The sequence below is a fragment of the Acidobacteriota bacterium genome (assembly GCA_040754075.1).
GTDB lineage: Bacteria > Acidobacteriota > Blastocatellia > UBA7656 > UBA7656 > JBFMDH01.
The window spans coordinates 11,971-28,076 of the sequence record JBFMDH010000011.1; the positions used below are offsets into that span (position 1 = coordinate 11,971).

The window sequence follows — 16,106 nt, forward strand, 5'->3', positions numbered from 1 at the left end:
AATAAATCGGGCGCGAAAAGAGTTGCTTACCCCCACAGGTGGTCAAGCTCTTTTCGCGCCCTTTGGGAAATCTATTAAAAGCGCAACAGGTAACTCATCTTGGCAAAAAATTGTCGTCCGGTTGAAAAGGTCGGCGCTCCCGTGCGCCGAATCGTTGCGGGCGTCTCATTACTCAAAGCCAGATTTTGATAACCGTCCGTGTACCCGATATACAAAGCGGTGCCGGGATTGACGAGATAGGTCATCAATAAATCCGCCGCAAAGCGTTTGTCGCGCGTCAGACGAATTAATCGTTCATTGGGCAACACCGCGTTGTAATCAAAAATCGCGCGCACCGAAAGCGCGCGATTGAATTGATAATTGATTTTCGAGCGCACGATGTGATTGTTGTAAATCACTGTCGGTTTGCTTTCGCCTGCGGGCAGATGATTATGGCGCGTCGCCAGCCGGTCAAAGATGTAAAGTTGACTGTAGGAAAATTGCGATGACGGGCGCAGGGTAAACCCCGCCTGACCGTTCAAACTCTTTGCGCCATAAGGCACGCCTTCATTCGGGAAAAAATTAGCCTGCACGCCGGTCGTCAAATTGGTAAAAAACGACAGCCACCGTAAAAAGCTTGTAGAGAATTGCAAATCGTTGGTGTGTTCGCGCACCCGCACGCCTGCGAAACTATCGGCGAATTCGGCGCGTCGAATGAACAGAAAAGTATCGCCGCTGAATTGCGCAACAAAGGGCAGATTCACTCGCCAATCCTGCAAATCACCCTGATGATTCCAGATGCCTTCGGTGTAGAGATTGAAACCATACGATTGCAACTTACCGGTTTTCGGTCGCCAACGATAGGACATGAAATTATTCACATGGCGAATATCGACGCGCGGCACAAAACCCAGTTGCGCGCGAAATTCAGGACTGCGGTCGGTGTAATTAAAAAAGTTTTGGAAATATCTGCCCTGCCGGTTCAAATTGACGATGAATGCCGGGGCAGACAGATGTTCGCCATCCAGTTGCTTGGTGTAGCTTTGAATCGCCTGCCCGTTGAGTACCCAGTTCTGATTTAACTTCCAACGCCCATCGGCAGAAAAAACCCGGTTATGACTTGAAGCAAAATCGCGACTCGTCGCCATCAATCCGACGTTCGATTGATTGGGCAGTTGTCTTTGCAATCTGAATACGCCGATGGCGGCGCGTTTGTTATAAAGCGGGTCGCCCGGATTGAAGCGTTTGCCCGGCGCGCGGTCATCGATTGCGAGGGCGCCGAGTTCCCAGGGTCCGGCTTTACCCGTGAGCCGCGCGCCAAAATCCGGGTCGGCAATCCGACGCGAGAAAAAGAGATTTTCATAGGCTTGAAAATACCCGGCATTTTCGAGGAAAAACGGGCGTTTTTCGGGAAAGAAGACTTCAAATCGCTGATTGACCGTTACCTGTGGTTCATCCGATTCGACCTGACTGAAATCCGGGTTAATGGTGACATCCAGGGTAAACGAATCGTGAAACACCATCTTGGCATCAAGACCGCCGCGAAACTCGGTGTCGGTTTTCAGTCGCGCCGGGTCGAATTCCAAAAAACGCGCGCGCGCAAAAAAGCCATAAGGAATGATTTGAATATTGCGACCGGGAGAAATTTTCTGCAATCCGTTCATGGTTGCGAACTGTTGTGTAAAGCCTTCGATGCGGCGCGTGACATACGGATAAAAAGAGGTTTCATTATTGCGCGAAATGCCGCGAATCAACGCTACGCCCCAGGTCTGCACATCTGCATTATCGAATCGCAAACTCTTAAACGGAATCGCAAACCAGACGACATAACCATCGCCTTCGACCTTGCCTTCGGAATACCAGACGGTATCGAAACTCATATCATCGTCTTGCCCTTCGGCGACGATGCCATCCATTTGCACGCCGAGCGGATTGCTGCCGAAAAGATAAGCGCGACGATGGTCATTGAAAGTATCAAGGGTGATGCCGACGAGGTCATCACCGCCGGTGTTTTCGCGTTTGTTCATGTGGGCGCGAATTTTGCCGGGTTCATCTTTGCAGACAAAAATCACATAGAGATTTTTATCGTCGTATGAAAGATAGCCGGTGGTCTCCTGACTGGCGGGGATGCCGTCTTGCGGTTCGCGTTGCAAAAAACCGCTGATTTTCAATTCATCGGGTCGCGATTTGCCTTCGAGATAATCTGCAAGTTTCGGCGCTTGGGTTACTCGCGGAATGTGTATCGAAGGCGGCGCGGTAATCGGACGCGGTTCATTTGCCGAAAGTTTTTTAAGTTGCGATGACTGTTGCCCGGTGGTCGGGGTTTGCGTATTCGACTCGGTCGCGGGTTGCGATTTCGCAATCGGTTGTGGTGTGGGTTGATTGGCTTTAGCGGCTTCTTCCTGTGCGCGGCTTGCAATGCTCAAGCAGCACAAAACCAGGAAGCAGCAGAAAGCGCGGCAGAATTTAAGCATAAAACTCCTCAAGGCTTTTTACGAAAGCGTTGTTGTGTCTCTTTTAGGCCGGGGTTTTATGTTTGTGATATAGGCGGACTGGTTAATGCACGTCTGCTTTAACGTAAAAATCCGCGCTCAGGTTCGTTTTTTTTGGGGCTTCAGTTTGAATCGGATTTTTTCGCTTCTTCGTTCTTTTTATCCGAATCGTTGTTGGGGTTCTTCTTCTGCTCATCAACATTACTATCCGGGTTGTTATTCGCCTGCCGGTTCTTATTATCGTCGCCGGTAAGCGAAATGCCAAGAATTTCGGGCTTTTCTAAAAACTTCGCCAGGAGTTCGGTATCGAATTTGAATTGGACAACGAAGGCTTCCTGGTTTTGCACCGCGACCATTAAAAACTTCACGTCCTGTTTTTCGGTCATCGAATAGACATAGACGTATTGATTATTTTTAAGTGAAACCACCTGTGCCAATGGGTTCCAATCCTGATGGACATTTTTGCGAATGAAGTTGCCGAGATTGTCATCAACTTTCGTGGTCGTGAATTGCAAATCGCGAAGCATCGAAACTTTGAAATTTTTAACGCCCGCCGGTTTGATTACCTTCACTAAAAATCGCGCGAAGGTAATCATGCCAAAAGCGCTTTGCCCGCGGGCTTTGTAATTCGACTTCAAATACTTCACAAAGGTGCTGTAGCTTTTATCATCGGGTTTATCGTCTGCGAGGGTGTTCACATTAACCAATGATAAAACGATGATCGCCGCAATAAAGGGAATGATTCTTTTTGCCATAGCGTGTCGCTCCTGAGCTTATGGTTTTTTATTCGGGTCTTTTTTATTTGCTTCATCCTGTTGTGCGGGTTGCCCGGTGGCTTGTCTGAGACCAATATCGGGAATGCCGAAACGACCTTCGAGTTCCGCAAGTTTTTGCAGGTCAATCGGGCCAACCAGATTGACGACCGTCAAGGCTTTGGTTTCGGTTGCGAGAACCGACAGACCGTGAATGATGCTGCCCTGGGTCATCAGAAAAACTTCGACATTCATTTTGTTGCCGTCTTTTTTCTTGTTGATATAGGTGATGATTTTCGCCCACGCCGGGTTCTGCAGTTGTGAACGAATCGGATTCACATCACTATCCGTAAACACGCCTTCGTTTTCAAACTCGAAGCGTTTGACATATACGCCTTGAATGGTATTGAGCAATTCTTTGATTTTTAACTCATCGGGCGTTTTGCCGGGAATGAATTGACTCGCCATCTGGATCAATTCCTTGCCCAACGTGATATCAACGATCTGCACAGCTTTGTCGTTCAGGTAGTTGAGATTGTCGATGTTGAGTTTGGCGTTTTGCCCGTAGGCGGGTATTGCGCTCAGGGCAAAAAGCATAAGCGCAATACCGAAAATTTGTTGGCAAATGGATTTAATGTTGTTCATAACTCCTCAAATTAACAGTGAAATTCGCAGTCCAAAATTGCTCGAAAAATTTACTTTCCACCGATTGCCACTTTGCGGGCTTCCGCAAGCAGATTGCTGGCAATTTCCAGAGCTTTGAAAAGTTGCTCTTTTGCCTGTTCGCCGCGTTCGCGTTCTGACATCGTCATATTTGGGCTGCGTTGCGAAGCGTCATGCGCTTTCGCCACCTGTCCTTCAGGTAAATCGTTTTCAACTTTATGGGGCGCGGCTTTTCGTTTATGTTCAACCGCAACAATTCTTCTTTCAGGCGCAAATGGTTTCGGCGCGATTTTCGGCGGCGCGAATACTTTGTCGTTCTTTTGCTCACCGCCGCGATTGCCATTTTCATTTCCGCCAGCAGTTTCGCCCTGGAGGTTGCGATTATCTGTTTTACTGCCCGCCGGTCGATTCACATTTGCAGTGCCGGTCGAAACATCATTGGCTCTGTCGCGTTGATACTGAACGAACACAATGCCCGCAACCAGTAAAATCGCCGCGCCCGCCATCGCCCAGCGCATCACAGGCATTTGAAACAAGCCGATCAAGCGTTGCCACAAACTCGGCTTGGGCGCTTGTTCGGCAAGTCGCGCCATTACCCGCGCGGTAAAATCCGCAGAGGGTTGTTCACGGCGAAACATTAATTTCAATTCATCATCAAGACGGCTCATACGTTTACTTCTCCTATCGAACGCGACAACTTTTCTCTGAGCGTAGCCAGCGACCGCCGCAAGTGGCTTTTCACAGTGTTCAGCGGCATGCCTAAAACTTCGGCAATCTCGGTCGGTTCCAAATCTTCCTGATAGCGCAGCACCAGAACCATTCGCGCATTTTCCGGCAGCGCGGCAACCAGTTTGTGCAAAGAGCGATTGAGCATCGGGTCTGAGTCTGGAGTCTCGGCAACCGGCTCCGGCAAATCTTCGAGATAAACCTGCGGTCGCGCCTGCTGTCGCCGGGTCGCGTCAATACAACGGTGGCTCGTGACCTTACGGAGCCAAAAGGTTAGGTGGGCGGGAGACTTTATGGAGGACAGGTTTTGGTGGAGAAGAAGGAAAACCTCTTGTGCCAGTTCTTCCGCCAGTTCTCTGTCGCGCAGGAAATGGAATGCTAAACTGAAGACCATTGCCTGTTGTTCACCGACGATTTCGGCAAACGCCAACTGATCACCGGCAGCGGCGCTGGCAAGTCGTTCCTCCGCTCGGAATAAAATCTCCCGATTCAAATTTACAATTCCTTCCCACCCCACAATCTAAGTACGCAAGGGCTTCGCCCGGCGAGTGCAAACTTTTTTTGCGAACAAAATTTTTGCTGACATAATTTTTATGAATGGTATAATTGCGCCTGTCAAATCAGCAACCGGTCAACTGCGCCAATTGAAGCCGGATGGGTGTGATAAAACATTTCCTGCCAATAACAGTACGATTTCAGGGGGTAGTCCAGTCAGGTTACTTTGCAGCAATCAGGCTCGGATAGAATCGCATAAACGGCAAGAGGATTCATGAACAATTTTGTAATCGTGAAGCGGACGATCTTTTTTGTCGCCATTCTGTTTACCTTTCAAGAATTTTCAATATTCGCACAAACCAGCGGCTTTACTTTTGCTCCCATTGTCAAACGTGGAGACCCCAGCCCTGATGGCGGGCGGTTTTTCAATTGTGGCGATTGCGAAGGACGCATCAATGGCGCGCACGCTTTTAATAGCCTTGGTGAAATAGGGCTTGCAGCTGAGACCGAGGGAGCCTGCTTCGACGGATTATTTTTAGCAAGTAAAGATCGAAGTTTCCTTGTTGCAGATCTTTGTCAACCAACTGCTTGGGGTAAGTTCTTTTTGACGGGACCAATAAATATAAATAATCAATCCGAAGCAGCTTTCATTGCTGGCCCATTGGTGAACGGCGCGATTCAAGGAATGATCCTTCGCTACTCAAATGGTCAGGTTTCCAAAGTCGTTGCCGAAGGCGATGCCACCGGGCTTGGCACCACTTTTAGACATTGCGGCTTTAGTGATCCAAGTATCAATGACAAAGGCGAAATCGCTTTCGGCGCGTGCTCCAATGACGGACAAGCTTTTTTCCGTGACGGTATCTTCGTTCATGCCAACGGACAACTCATTCCCATCGCCGTCAACGAAGATGTCACCGACATTTTACCCGGCAAGTTCTACTTCAATTTCTTTCCCGCTGTACAAGCCTACATCAACAACAACAGCGAAGTCCTCTTTCAAGGCAAAATCATTCTTGATTCATTAGAGCGCGAACGCTATGGCTGGTTTCTTAAAACTCACGACGGCATCAAAAAAATATTCATCGATGCTGACCCCTTGGTTGACGGCTTGAGCGTCAAAGACCGCACCATCGGCACCAGTGATTTGAATGATAACGGTGAAGTCGCTTTTGCAGTCTTACTGGATGGCAAAGCCGACAGCGGCATCTTCAGGCGTTCCGGCAATCAAATCAGCAAAATTATGACGCAAGGCGATGCCACCCCGATTGGCGGCAAATTCTCTACCCTCGATGACCCGGATTTAATCGAGCGTTTTCTGTTGCTCAGACCGCGCATCAATGCCAACAGCGCCGTGGCATTCAAAGCCAAAGTCATTGACGGCAGTTCCGGCACAGCGATTTTCCTGGCTTCACCAAACGCTATGCTCAAAGTCGTGGCAGTCGGCGACACCGTGCCCACCGGCGAAACCATTCGCGAAATTGATACCTTCGCCTTGAATGATTTGGGCGAGGTGGCGTTTTTCGCCTATGGTCGCAAAAATCACACCCAACCGCTTGGCGTTTACAAAGCGACGCCAGTGCAACCGGTCATCAAAAAAGTCAAACTCAAAAACAAAAATGGTCGCTTGGAATTGCGGGTCAACGGCAACGGCATGATTACCAACGATTCGGTGATTGAAATCAATGGCGTGAGGCTTGAGGTGATGAGCTACCCGGAAACTGCCAGAGAAGCGGGCGGCACCACAACGCAAATCATCAGCCGCGATGCCCGCCTTGAACAATTACTTCCTGTCGGACAAAGCGTAGAGGTCGCGGTTTTCAATCCATTAACGAATCGGCGCAGTGAAGCGAAAATCATCACGCGATAGCGTAATTCCAAAGAATCGGATGACGCCAAAGACCCGGCGATGTTTTTCGCTTCTAAAAAGAAGCAAAAATATGAAGCGAAAAAACCGCCGGGTCTTTGGCGTCTTTACCAACAGACATCAATCTATGCATTCCGCTTGAGAAGCCCGCGCTAAGGATTTACCATAACGCTACTGTCGCGCAGTTCTTATTTCTCGTTCATATCAACATCAGCCATAAACCTCAAGCGTTCATCAGGAGAATCTATGCTGCAAAAATTTTCTATCAGCATCTCACGAATATTTTTTAAAGCGTTCGGAAAATCGGGACTCGTCTCGACACTCAGCCTCGCAATAGCGATATTCGCATCCGGTCAACTCAACACTTCAACCGCACAGGACAAAGACAAATCACTCAAAGCCGAAGACCTGATTGCCCGTCATCTTGAAGCCATCGGCAAGACGGATGCGCGCGCCGCCATTAAATCACGGGTCGCCTCCGGCACCGTTAGATTGGTCACACGTATTGGCGGCGCAGTCGATTTACCCGGCGAAGTGTTGCTCGCTTCGGAAGGCGCGCGTTTGCGTCTCAGCATGAAATTTCCTTCGATTGATTACCCAGGCGAGAATTTGGCGTTTGACGGAAAAGATGCAGCAACGAGTCTCTTGCCCAAAGGCGGGCGTTCACAATTGAGCGCCTTTTTCAGTCAACAGGAATCGCCATTGAAAGAAGGTTTGCTTGGCGGCGTGCTTTCGACTGCGTGGTCGCTGTTAAGGGTTGAACAGTTGCAACCGAAATTGGAATATCGCGGCATGAAAAAGGTTGACGGACGCCCCTTGCACGAACTCGGCTATCGCCCACGCAAAGGCGCAGCGGGTCTGAAAATTCTTTTATATTTCAACCCCGAAACCTTTCAGCACGTTCGCACGATCTACAGTTTTCAAGTCGGCGCAAGCGTCGGCAGCCGGGAAAATCCCGAACAAAATCCCGAAACCTATTATTCACTCACCGAAGATTTCGATGATTTTCGCGTAGCCGATGGACTCACTTTGCCAACCAAATATCGCCTGCAAATCAGCGCCCAGGGTGGACAGGGAGCGCGGCTTTTTGATTACACCATGACCATCAATGGGGTTTCCCACAAAGAGACGCTCACCGATAAATTATTCACCCTCAAATAAGCTTAGGACTTACGCAAGGGATGTACAGCAGACTGTCTGGAGCGGTTTGCGATTGAGTTTACTCAGCCTCGGTTGAGGAAGCGGTCTTTGACCGCGTTTCCCGTCATACGCGGTCAAAGACCGCTTCCTCAACTTGAGTAAATCGTTTTGCAAACGGCTATAGTCTGCTGCGAAGTAGTGCTTCGAGACCCCTGGCAAGCGCCGAAAGGCTTGATTCCGAGTCCATGTTCTACTGCTCTTTCCAGATGTCTTCGAGAACCTCGACCCTGGTGGTGTACTCTTTGTCGCCGACCATGAGTTTGATGAGATAGCTGCCGGGCGCAACCGGTGGTTGAAAATTAGCGCCGCCAAATCCACCGCCTTGACCGCCGCCACCTTGCGGATTGAAGCCCGCCGGGCGCGGCGGCGTATCGCCGCGTAAATTCCATTGCACACGATTGATGCCGACCTCTTTGGTGCCGGTGAGATTGCGAATCGGTTTACCGGCAATGTCGAGGATTTGAATTTTCACTTCGCCTTCGGGCACGCCTTTCAAATAATAGTTAATCGCGGTTCCCGGCGGAGCATTGGCGGCGCGATAATTTTTAGCGCCACCAATCGAACGGCTCATGGTTATATCATTCAACCACTGCACGCCGGGTCGCACATCGAATAGATGCACATCTGCGCTCATCATTTTTTCACTCAACTGCTGAAGCGGCGTAATGTCATCCATAATGTAAATGCCGCGTCCGTGGGTGGCGATAATCAAATCGTTGTCACGCGGATGCACGAAAATGTCATCGACACGCACCACCGGCAGACCATTCATAAACGCCTGCCAGGTTGCGCCCGCGTCAAGCGAAACATAAAAGCCGAATTCGGTTGCCGCATACAACAGATTTTTATTTTTCGCATCTTCGCGTATGCAGTTGACATTGCCGAGCGGCAGATTATTCATCACCGGCATCCAGGTTGCGCCGAAATCCCGCGTCACAAAAAGATAAGGTTTGAAATCGTTGTTACGATGATTGTCAATCGCTACGTAACAAACCGCCGCTTCAAATCGCGAAGGTTCGACGCGAGAAATCTGCGGATTGTTTTGCGGCATATCCTGAATATTTTTCGCCACGTTATTCCAGGTCGCGCCGCCATCCAGGCTCACCTGCACATTGCCGTCATCGGTGCCCACCCACAACACCCCGGCTTGCGCGGGCGATTCGGCAATCGCGGTGATGTTGCTGTAATTTGCAACACCATCATGTTTTGAAGCCATTGGCTCTTTACCGCCGACGCCCATGATTGGCAGATTGCTGCGGTCAAGCTGTTTGGTTAAATCGGGACTGGCGCGCCAGGTGTCGCCACGGTCTACGGATTTGAAGAGGCGATTTGCGCCAACATAAATCGTGCGCGGGTTGTGCGGTGAAAGCACAACCGGCGTTGACCAGTTGAACCGATATTGTTCGCCTGCGGGCGGCGCGGGAATAATATTTGAGGTTGTTGGGCCGCCGAACCCGCCACCAAAACCACCGCCGCCCTGGCGTCCCTGCCCGCCGGCGGGCGCTTGCCCGGTTGGCGGGGTCGCCGCCTCAGGATTGGCTCCTGTAGCCGTTTGCGAGGGATTGGGGCGAGGTCGTGCGGCACGCGGACGAATACTGACGGTTCTGCCGGCTTTTAAATCAATGCGGTTTACCGCGCCATTTTGTGATTCGGCGTAAACCGTAGTGTAATCGGTCGGGTCGATTTGCGTATAGAATCCGTCGCCGCCGCCTACGCGATACCACTCGGAATTCATAATGCCGAATTGACTGCGCGTGGCGCTCGGTCCGCACCAACTGCCGTTATCCTGCAATCCGCCGCATACATAATAGGGTCGTCGCATGTCTGCACTAACCGCATAAAACTGCGATGCCGCAATCGTGTTGATGAATTCCCAGGTTTCGCACTGATCGTAAGTCACATCCAGTCCGCCATCGTTGCCGATGATTAAGTGATTGCTATTGTTGGGATCAATCCACACCGCATGATGGTCGCTATGCGCGATGCCCTGCACGACTTTGAAAGTTTTACCGGCATCGGTCGATTTATGAAAAGGCGCGCCGCAGGTATAAACAATCTGGTCATTTTTCGGGTCAACGCGAATCTGACTGTAATACATCGGGCGATTGTTATTGTTGCTCATCACGCGCCAGGTCTTGCCTTTGTCATCGGAACGCCAGACACCGCTTTTGGTCGGGTCAGCATTGCTTGCCGGTTGCGGCAATTGTTGCGGCGGGGTTTGCGCAGCCTGTGCAGGGGTCGTCGCTTTCGCATCTTTTTCGGCTTTAGCCGTTTCAGTTTTGGCTTTCGATTCTTTTTTCGCTTTTGCAGTTTCGCCTTTCACGGATTCGGTTTTATCTGCGGATTTTTTATCTTTGGCAAGCGTCGCGGCTTTTTCAGCAGCAGTGTTTTCAGCATTCTCGGCAGGCGTTTGCGCTCTGCGCCGCGTGCGTCGCGGTGGCGTCGCAGTCGTCTCAGTTGGCTTCTCTTCAGTTTTTTTCTCGGCGGCTGTCGTTTCATTTGCAGCAGCGGGTTGAGCGGAAGTCGGTGGTGGGCTAGTCGGTCGTTGGAGTTGCGCAGCAGGTCGTTCTTCGGGAGCGCCTGTGCCTGAACTGGTGCCGACTTCGATTTGCGCATAAATCACATTGGGATTCGAGCGCGATACATCTAATCCGATGCGACCAATCACGGGATTATCCGGGAGTCCATTGCCTTCAAGTTTCGTCCAGGTCTTGCCCGCATCAAGGGTTTTCCAGAGGGCGCTGCTTGCGCCGCCGCCATTGAATCCCCAGGGCGCGCGCCGTCGCTGATAGGAAGCCGCGTACAAAATGCGATTATCCACGGGGTCTATCGCGAGGTCAGTGAATCCGGTGTTTTCATCAACGTATTTGATTTTGTTCCAACTCCCGCCGCCATCGGTGGTTTTAAAAATACCGCGCTCTTCGTTCGCGCCGAACAGATGACCGAGCGCCGCTACGTACACGACTTTTTCATCTTTGGGGTCGCAAACCACGCGAGCAATCGATTGGGTATCTTTCAAGCCGACATTGACGAAGGTTTTTCCGGCATCGGTCGATTTGTAAATGCCGTCGCCGATGGTCGAACTTTGCCGGTTGTTCGGTTCGCCTGTTCCTACCCAAATGATGTTGGGATTTTGCTGACAAATCGCCAGGTCACCAATCGAACTCACCGGATAGGTGTCGAAAATCGGTTCAAAGGTGGTGCCGTTATTGGTGGTTTTCCAGATGCCTGAGGTCGCAAACCCGACATAATAAACATACGGGTTGCTTTCGACTACAGCGATGTCATCAATGCGCCCGCCCATGCTTGCAGGGCCAATGCCGCGCCATTTGAAGGGTTTTAACAAAGGATTGGCGGACATGTTGATATTGGGTAAAGTCGGTTGCGGTTGCCCGCCTTGAGCCATTACCAGGGTGTTCGATAAAAGCGTCAAGGTGATAAACGCCGTCAGAAACACGCGCACTTGATACAAGCTGATTCTCATTACTCACGTCATCCTTTCAGATTTTTTTGATTTGCGGTAACAGACGAATTGAAACTTTCTGTCAACGTCGGCTTATACGTCAAGTCTCAGGCTTTCGTCACAGGTGAATGGTAATCGCGAAAATCGGTTTGAGAATTTTAAATACCTGAACGAAGTTAACTTCAACCATTGTTCGGCTGGTTTGACTATGCCCGGCAAGTCGTTTTTGTCTATGGTGGTTACGGAAAATCATTGTGCGGTTTATCAAGGTTGGCTTCCCAGCGGATGCGGCGGATTGAGCGGATCAGCGCGGATATTTCCAACGATACAAAACCCCACATCAAGAAACAATTTCACTGTGTGCCGCGAAAAAATCCGTCCTTATCCGCAGCATCCGCCGCATCCGCTGGGAAATTCAACTTGATATTAAGCCCGGTCTTTTTCCGTAAGAGAATTGCATCAAGGGTTTATGACTAGCGAACCATTAGCCTGACCATCAGGCATAAAACTACTCGCCCTTCATAGAAATGAGATTGACTGCATATTGTTTCTATCATTAACATTTTTGCGCTTACAACCGTCCCTCACATTTCAAATATAAAGAAAAGTTTCCCGAAGGAGTTCCCGTTCATGTCGAAATTTATTCGTTGGTTCAGTTTTCTTTTCGCGCTAGTTCTTTTCATTCAATCCGCAAATGCCCAATCTGAAGTGCCAAAATTTGAAGTCGGCGGTCAATTTTCATTTATCCGTTTGAACTACAGCCCGGATAGCATATTCGTTGGGGGTAATCCTTTACCCAAAGAGAACTTCAAAGGGGGCGGTGGCAGATTGACCTATAACATCAACAAAACCTTTGCCATTGAAGGTGTGATTGAACGCTTTTCCGTTGAAGACCATGACCTCAACCCATTTTTTGGCGGGAACCAGGAAATCTTACCTCAACCAAAAGTGCAGGGCTTTTTCGGCGTCAAAACAGGCGTCCGACATAAGCGTTACGGAATATTTTTTAAAGCGCGCCCCGGTTTCACCAAATACACCCCGACATTAAGCTGTAATGGTGCGAATTGCCAGGAGATTAAAGTAACCCGATTTGCCTTTGATATTGGTGGAGTGGTTGAGGGCTATCTTTCAAAACATTTTATGGTAAGAGCAGATGTCGGAGGAACCTATTTGCGCTATCCTTCCACAACAAAAACTGAAGTCATTGACCAGCAAGGTCCGCGTATCAGCACCAGAGAAGGTATCAATGGATTGAGCCTGCAAATCAGCGCCGGAGTCGGTTTTCGATTTTAATCTACTCTCCTCTATTAACTGAATTTGTTTTTGAGTTTGGCGGCGTAACGGCGGCTCATCATCAACGGTTCACTTAGGGTTTTCAAATAGACGCGATAGGATTGATTGAACCAACTCTCCAATCGTTCGACATATTCGAGATTGACAATTGCCGAACGATGAATGCGGGTGAAAAATTTTTCCGGCAAACGTTCTTCCCATTCTTTCAAGGGTTTTAACACCAGTGATTTTTGCCCGTTGTTGGTGAGGATTTCCGAATAATCACCGGCAGCCGTGATGCAGACAATGGCTTCGACTTTTAAAAATACCGAACGCTCGCCCGCTTCGATAAACAAGCGGTCGGTGTATTCGAGCTTGCGTTGAGAAACTTGCGCGATGGGTTCTGCCGCAGTCAATCGCTCAAGGGCGCGCGCCAACCGTTCGGGATTAATCGGTTTTAACAGGTAATCGAGGGCATTGACTTCAAAAGCCCTGAGCGCAAAGGCATCAAATGCCGTGACGAAAATGGTTTTGAAATTCGCCGCGATTTGTTCGAGCAAATCAAAACCGCTTTCGCCCGGCATTTGAATGTCCAGAAAAACCACATCCGGGTTTTCCCGTTCAATGAGTTCGATGGCTTTCGCAACACTTTCGGCTTCACCGACAATGTCAATCAAGGGATGTTCGGCAAGCATCGAACGTAATTCTTTGCGCGCCAATCTCTCATCATCGACGATGAGCGTTTTAAAGGTTTGCGGCATAAACTCAATAGCTACTTTTTCGACATCGAGCGGTGAATCGTCTCAATCCAGCGATTGGCGTTCACAAAACCCGTGCCCCATTCTTTCCATTCTTCAGCGAAACCTTCGGCTTGAATCTGCTGCAAGGTTTTGCCGTCTTTCATTTTCTTCGCCACCACGCCGGTCGTTTCAACCAGCATGCGATGATATTTTTTCAAATCATCAAGCGTGGAAATCGCCCCGTGACCGGGAATGATTTTCACATCGGCAGGCACTTTACCGATGACCTTTTCAATATTTTTCACCAAGCCTTCGACGCTGCCGCCGCTGTCAATATCAACGAACGGGAAACGACCTGCAAAAAAATCGTCGCCCATATGCACGACATTCGATTTGGTAAAAAAGATGATGCTGTCACCATCGGTGTGTCCGTGCGGATAATGCAACGCGCGAATCTCTTCGCCATTGAAATGAATCGACACCGATTGTTCAAAAGTTATCACCGGCAAAGCTTCTTTGGGCGCAGGTTGCACGACGCGACCCGCTGTGTTGCTGCCGGTCTCTAATCGTTTGCGCACATTGTCGTGAGCGATAATCGGCGCTTCCGGTCCAAATGCCGCATTGCTGCCGGTGTGGTCGCCGTGCCAATGGGTATTCAAAATGAATTTTAATTTGCCGGGGTTCAATTCCTTGAGCGCGGCGCGAATTTTATCGGCAAGCGGCGCAAATTGATCGTCGATAATCAGTATGCCATCCGCGCCTACGGATACGCCGATGTTGCCGCCTGCGCCTTCGAGCATATAAATGTTGCCCGCGACTTTGGTGGCTTTCATCTGTACTTTGGAAAAATCCTGCTGGGCTGATACGGTAAAACCAAGTATTGCAGCTAGAAAAATAGTTGCAAGAAAACGCGACATAGTTACTCTCCTTTGCTGATGGGTTGACTCAAATTGATTTCGGTGATTCCGCAATTGATGAAAAACACTAAAGGCTTACGCGCAATTTTTCAATTCCCGCAAAGCATTTCTCGATTCCTATTCAAGATAAGCGAGAGGGTTGATATGAAAGGCAACCGGACTAAGTTTGAATGGACATTCCCGGCGGATGCGGCGGATCGAGCGGATATTTGCGGATGTCTCCACGTCACTACCGATTTTGGCAGCCGGAGAAGAATCCGTCCGCATCCGCATTATCCGCTGGGAAACGAGCTTTGATTTATAAACCTGAAGCTTTCGCATCTACCTTGATGGCAAACCCAAAAACCTTCATTGCAACCTGATTTTGCTGATTGTTTCGGATTCACTCCTGTTGGTTTTTGATTTCAATCGCCGCGTGAATCCAACCTTCCCTTTCATGAATTTTCAAAGCGCTGCGACCGGGAAATAATTGTTCGAGCCGTTGGCGGATGTTTTTAAGCCCGATGCCTGTGCCGTTGGATTCGATGGTTGCCGCGTTCCATTTGCCGGTATTGGCGACTTCAACCCAAAGCCCATCGCCTTGCAGTCGCGCCTTGATTTGAATGCGCAAAGGCGACGCCTGATTGGTCATTCCATGTTTAATCGCATTTTCAACCAGCGGATGAATTAAAAACGCCGGTAGTTGATACGCCTCGGCATCGGCTTCAATATCGAAGGTGTAATCAAGTTTGTCTTCAAAACGAATCTTTTCAATCGCCAGATAATTTTTAATGGCTTCGAGTTCTTCGCCCAGCGTTATGTTCGACGAATTGCTTTGCAACAAGGAATAGCGCAGGAACTCCGAGAACTCGGTAATCATGCGTTTGGCGCGGCGACTGTCTTCATCAATCGAAGCGCGAATCGAATTGAGCGCATTGAAAAGAAAATGCGGATTCAACTGATAACGCAACATATCGAGTTGCGCCTGATGCGCAAGGGCGTTTGCGGCTAAGGTGCGTTCGCGTTCTTCTTGCCACGCCTGCCAGTATTTGATGCCGAAATAGAGCGCGCTCCACGCCAGTAAAGTAACCGCGTAATCAAGTGTAACTTTGGGAAATGATTGAAACTCTCTGACAAAGCTGAAATTGGCTTCGGTCAACCAGTAATAACCGAATTCGATGAGCGTCCACATCGAACCAAAGACAATGGCATTGATAATGACAAGCACGGCGATGATTTGAAAATCGCGACGACTGGAAAAGCGTTTATAAATCAGCCGTAAAATGCAGGTGAGAGCGAAGCCGACAATCGCGCGAAAGCTTTTAATTTGAAACAACCGAAACATCCTGTCAGTCGAAACGACGGTCAGAAAGGTGATATAAATCATCACCGCATAAATCGACCAACCGATGATTTGCAGCGTCCAGAAAGATGACAGGCGGGTTTTCCAGTGGTTTGAAATCATGTTTTCATCAGCCCGCGCGCCAATGACTCACGCATCAGCGAAGTGTGCCCGTTGATGCGCGAACGGTTGACGTGGCTTCATTCCGGTCTGTCACCTTTC

Annotated in this window: 12 protein-coding genes; 3 read left to right on the forward strand and 9 right to left on the reverse strand. The window is 49.5% G+C overall.

All coding sequences use genetic code 11. From position 1 onward, the window contains the following. Window positions 1–74: 74 nt before the first annotated feature. The 5 genes from AB1757_13495 to AB1757_13515 form a co-directional block, all read right to left on the reverse strand. Entirely contained in the window at window positions 75–2,405 is a 2,331-nt protein-coding gene (locus tag AB1757_13495) for a DUF5916 domain-containing protein (GenBank protein MEW6128049.1), read from the reverse strand. Window positions 2,406–2,593: 188 nt separating this feature from the next. Next, entirely contained in the window at window positions 2,594–3,226 is a 633-nt protein-coding gene (locus AB1757_13500; protein ID MEW6128050.1) for a hypothetical protein, read from the reverse strand. An 18-nt stretch (window positions 3,227–3,244) separates the two neighbouring features. Further along, complete coding sequence (locus tag AB1757_13505) at window positions 3,245–3,868, reverse strand: DUF4252 domain-containing protein (protein ID MEW6128051.1); 624 nt, start codon at window positions 3,866–3,868, stop codon at window positions 3,245–3,247. A 50-nt stretch (window positions 3,869–3,918) separates the two neighbouring features. Then, the gene (locus AB1757_13510) at window positions 3,919–4,554 is read right to left on the reverse strand and encodes a hypothetical protein (protein ID MEW6128052.1); all 636 of its coding nucleotides are present in this window, start codon (window positions 4,552–4,554) and stop codon (window positions 3,919–3,921) included. Continuing rightward, window positions 4,551–5,105, reverse strand: coding sequence for an RNA polymerase sigma factor (locus AB1757_13515; protein MEW6128053.1), 555 nt, complete (start codon window positions 5,103–5,105; stop codon window positions 4,551–4,553). The genes AB1757_13510 and AB1757_13515 overlap by 4 nt, the downstream gene beginning before the upstream one ends. 276 nt (window positions 5,106–5,381) lie before the next feature. On the opposite strand from AB1757_13515, the gene AB1757_13520 reads away from it, so the two are divergent. Further along, window positions 5,382–6,974 (forward strand): choice-of-anchor tandem repeat NxxGxxAF-containing protein, encoded by a 1,593-nt coding sequence (locus AB1757_13520; protein MEW6128054.1) that lies wholly within the window; start codon window positions 5,382–5,384, stop codon window positions 6,972–6,974. A 243-nt stretch (window positions 6,975–7,217) separates the two neighbouring features. Continuing rightward, window positions 7,218–8,132, forward strand: coding sequence for a hypothetical protein (locus AB1757_13525; protein ID MEW6128055.1), 915 nt, complete (start codon window positions 7,218–7,220; stop codon window positions 8,130–8,132). A gap of 229 nt (window positions 8,133–8,361) precedes the next feature. Here the strand turns inward: AB1757_13525 and AB1757_13530 are convergent, their stop codons facing one another. Then, on the reverse strand, window positions 8,362–11,655 hold the full coding sequence (locus AB1757_13530) for a hypothetical protein (GenBank protein MEW6128056.1): 3,294 nt from the start codon (window positions 11,653–11,655) through the stop codon (window positions 8,362–8,364). A gap of 609 nt (window positions 11,656–12,264) precedes the next feature. Between AB1757_13530 and AB1757_13535 the strand changes: the two genes are divergently transcribed. Continuing rightward, a complete protein-coding gene (locus AB1757_13535) occupies window positions 12,265–12,927 on the forward strand; it encodes an outer membrane beta-barrel protein (protein ID MEW6128057.1) in 663 nt (220 codons plus the stop codon). A gap of 14 nt (window positions 12,928–12,941) precedes the next feature. On the opposite strand, the gene AB1757_13540 is transcribed toward AB1757_13535, so the two are convergent. The 3 genes from AB1757_13540 to AB1757_13550 all read right to left on the reverse strand — a co-directional run bounded on the left by AB1757_13540 (window position 12,942) and on the right by AB1757_13550 (window position 16,007). Continuing rightward, window positions 12,942–13,667, reverse strand: coding sequence for a LytTR family DNA-binding domain-containing protein (locus tag AB1757_13540; protein MEW6128058.1), 726 nt, complete (start codon window positions 13,665–13,667; stop codon window positions 12,942–12,944). A gap of 11 nt (window positions 13,668–13,678) precedes the next feature. Then, entirely contained in the window at window positions 13,679–14,563 is an 885-nt protein-coding gene (locus tag AB1757_13545; GenBank protein ID MEW6128059.1) for an MBL fold metallo-hydrolase, read from the reverse strand. 382 nt (window positions 14,564–14,945) lie between these two features. Continuing rightward, a complete protein-coding gene (locus AB1757_13550) occupies window positions 14,946–16,007 on the reverse strand; it encodes a histidine kinase (GenBank protein MEW6128060.1) in 1,062 nt (353 codons plus the stop codon). Window positions 16,008–16,106: the final 99 nt, after the last annotated feature.

Bases quoted from the DNA above. Each gene is read 5' to 3' on its own strand.
- AB1757_13525 (MEW6128055.1), top strand. From the start codon at position 7,218: ATGCTGCAAAAATTTTCTATCAGCATCTCACGAATATTTTTTAAAGCG.
- AB1757_13545 (MEW6128059.1), bottom strand. From the start codon at position 14,563: ATGTCGCGTTTTCTTGCAACTATTTTTCTAGCTGCAATACTTGGTTTT.
- AB1757_13510 (MEW6128052.1), bottom strand. From the start codon at position 4,554: ATGAGCCGTCTTGATGATGAATTGAAATTAATGTTTCGCCGTGAACAA.
- AB1757_13520 (MEW6128054.1), top strand. From the start codon at position 5,382: ATGAACAATTTTGTAATCGTGAAGCGGACGATCTTTTTTGTCGCCATT.
- AB1757_13505 (MEW6128051.1), bottom strand. From the start codon at position 3,868: ATGAACAACATTAAATCCATTTGCCAACAAATTTTCGGTATTGCGCTT.
- AB1757_13500 (MEW6128050.1), bottom strand. From the start codon at position 3,226: ATGGCAAAAAGAATCATTCCCTTTATTGCGGCGATCATCGTTTTATCA.
- AB1757_13550 (MEW6128060.1), bottom strand. From the start codon at position 16,007: ATGATTTCAAACCACTGGAAAACCCGCCTGTCATCTTTCTGGACGCTG.
- AB1757_13530 (MEW6128056.1), bottom strand. From the start codon at position 11,655: ATGAGAATCAGCTTGTATCAAGTGCGCGTGTTTCTGACGGCGTTTATC.
- AB1757_13535 (MEW6128057.1), top strand. From the start codon at position 12,265: ATGTCGAAATTTATTCGTTGGTTCAGTTTTCTTTTCGCGCTAGTTCTT.
- AB1757_13540 (MEW6128058.1), bottom strand. From the start codon at position 13,667: ATGCCGCAAACCTTTAAAACGCTCATCGTCGATGATGAGAGATTGGCG.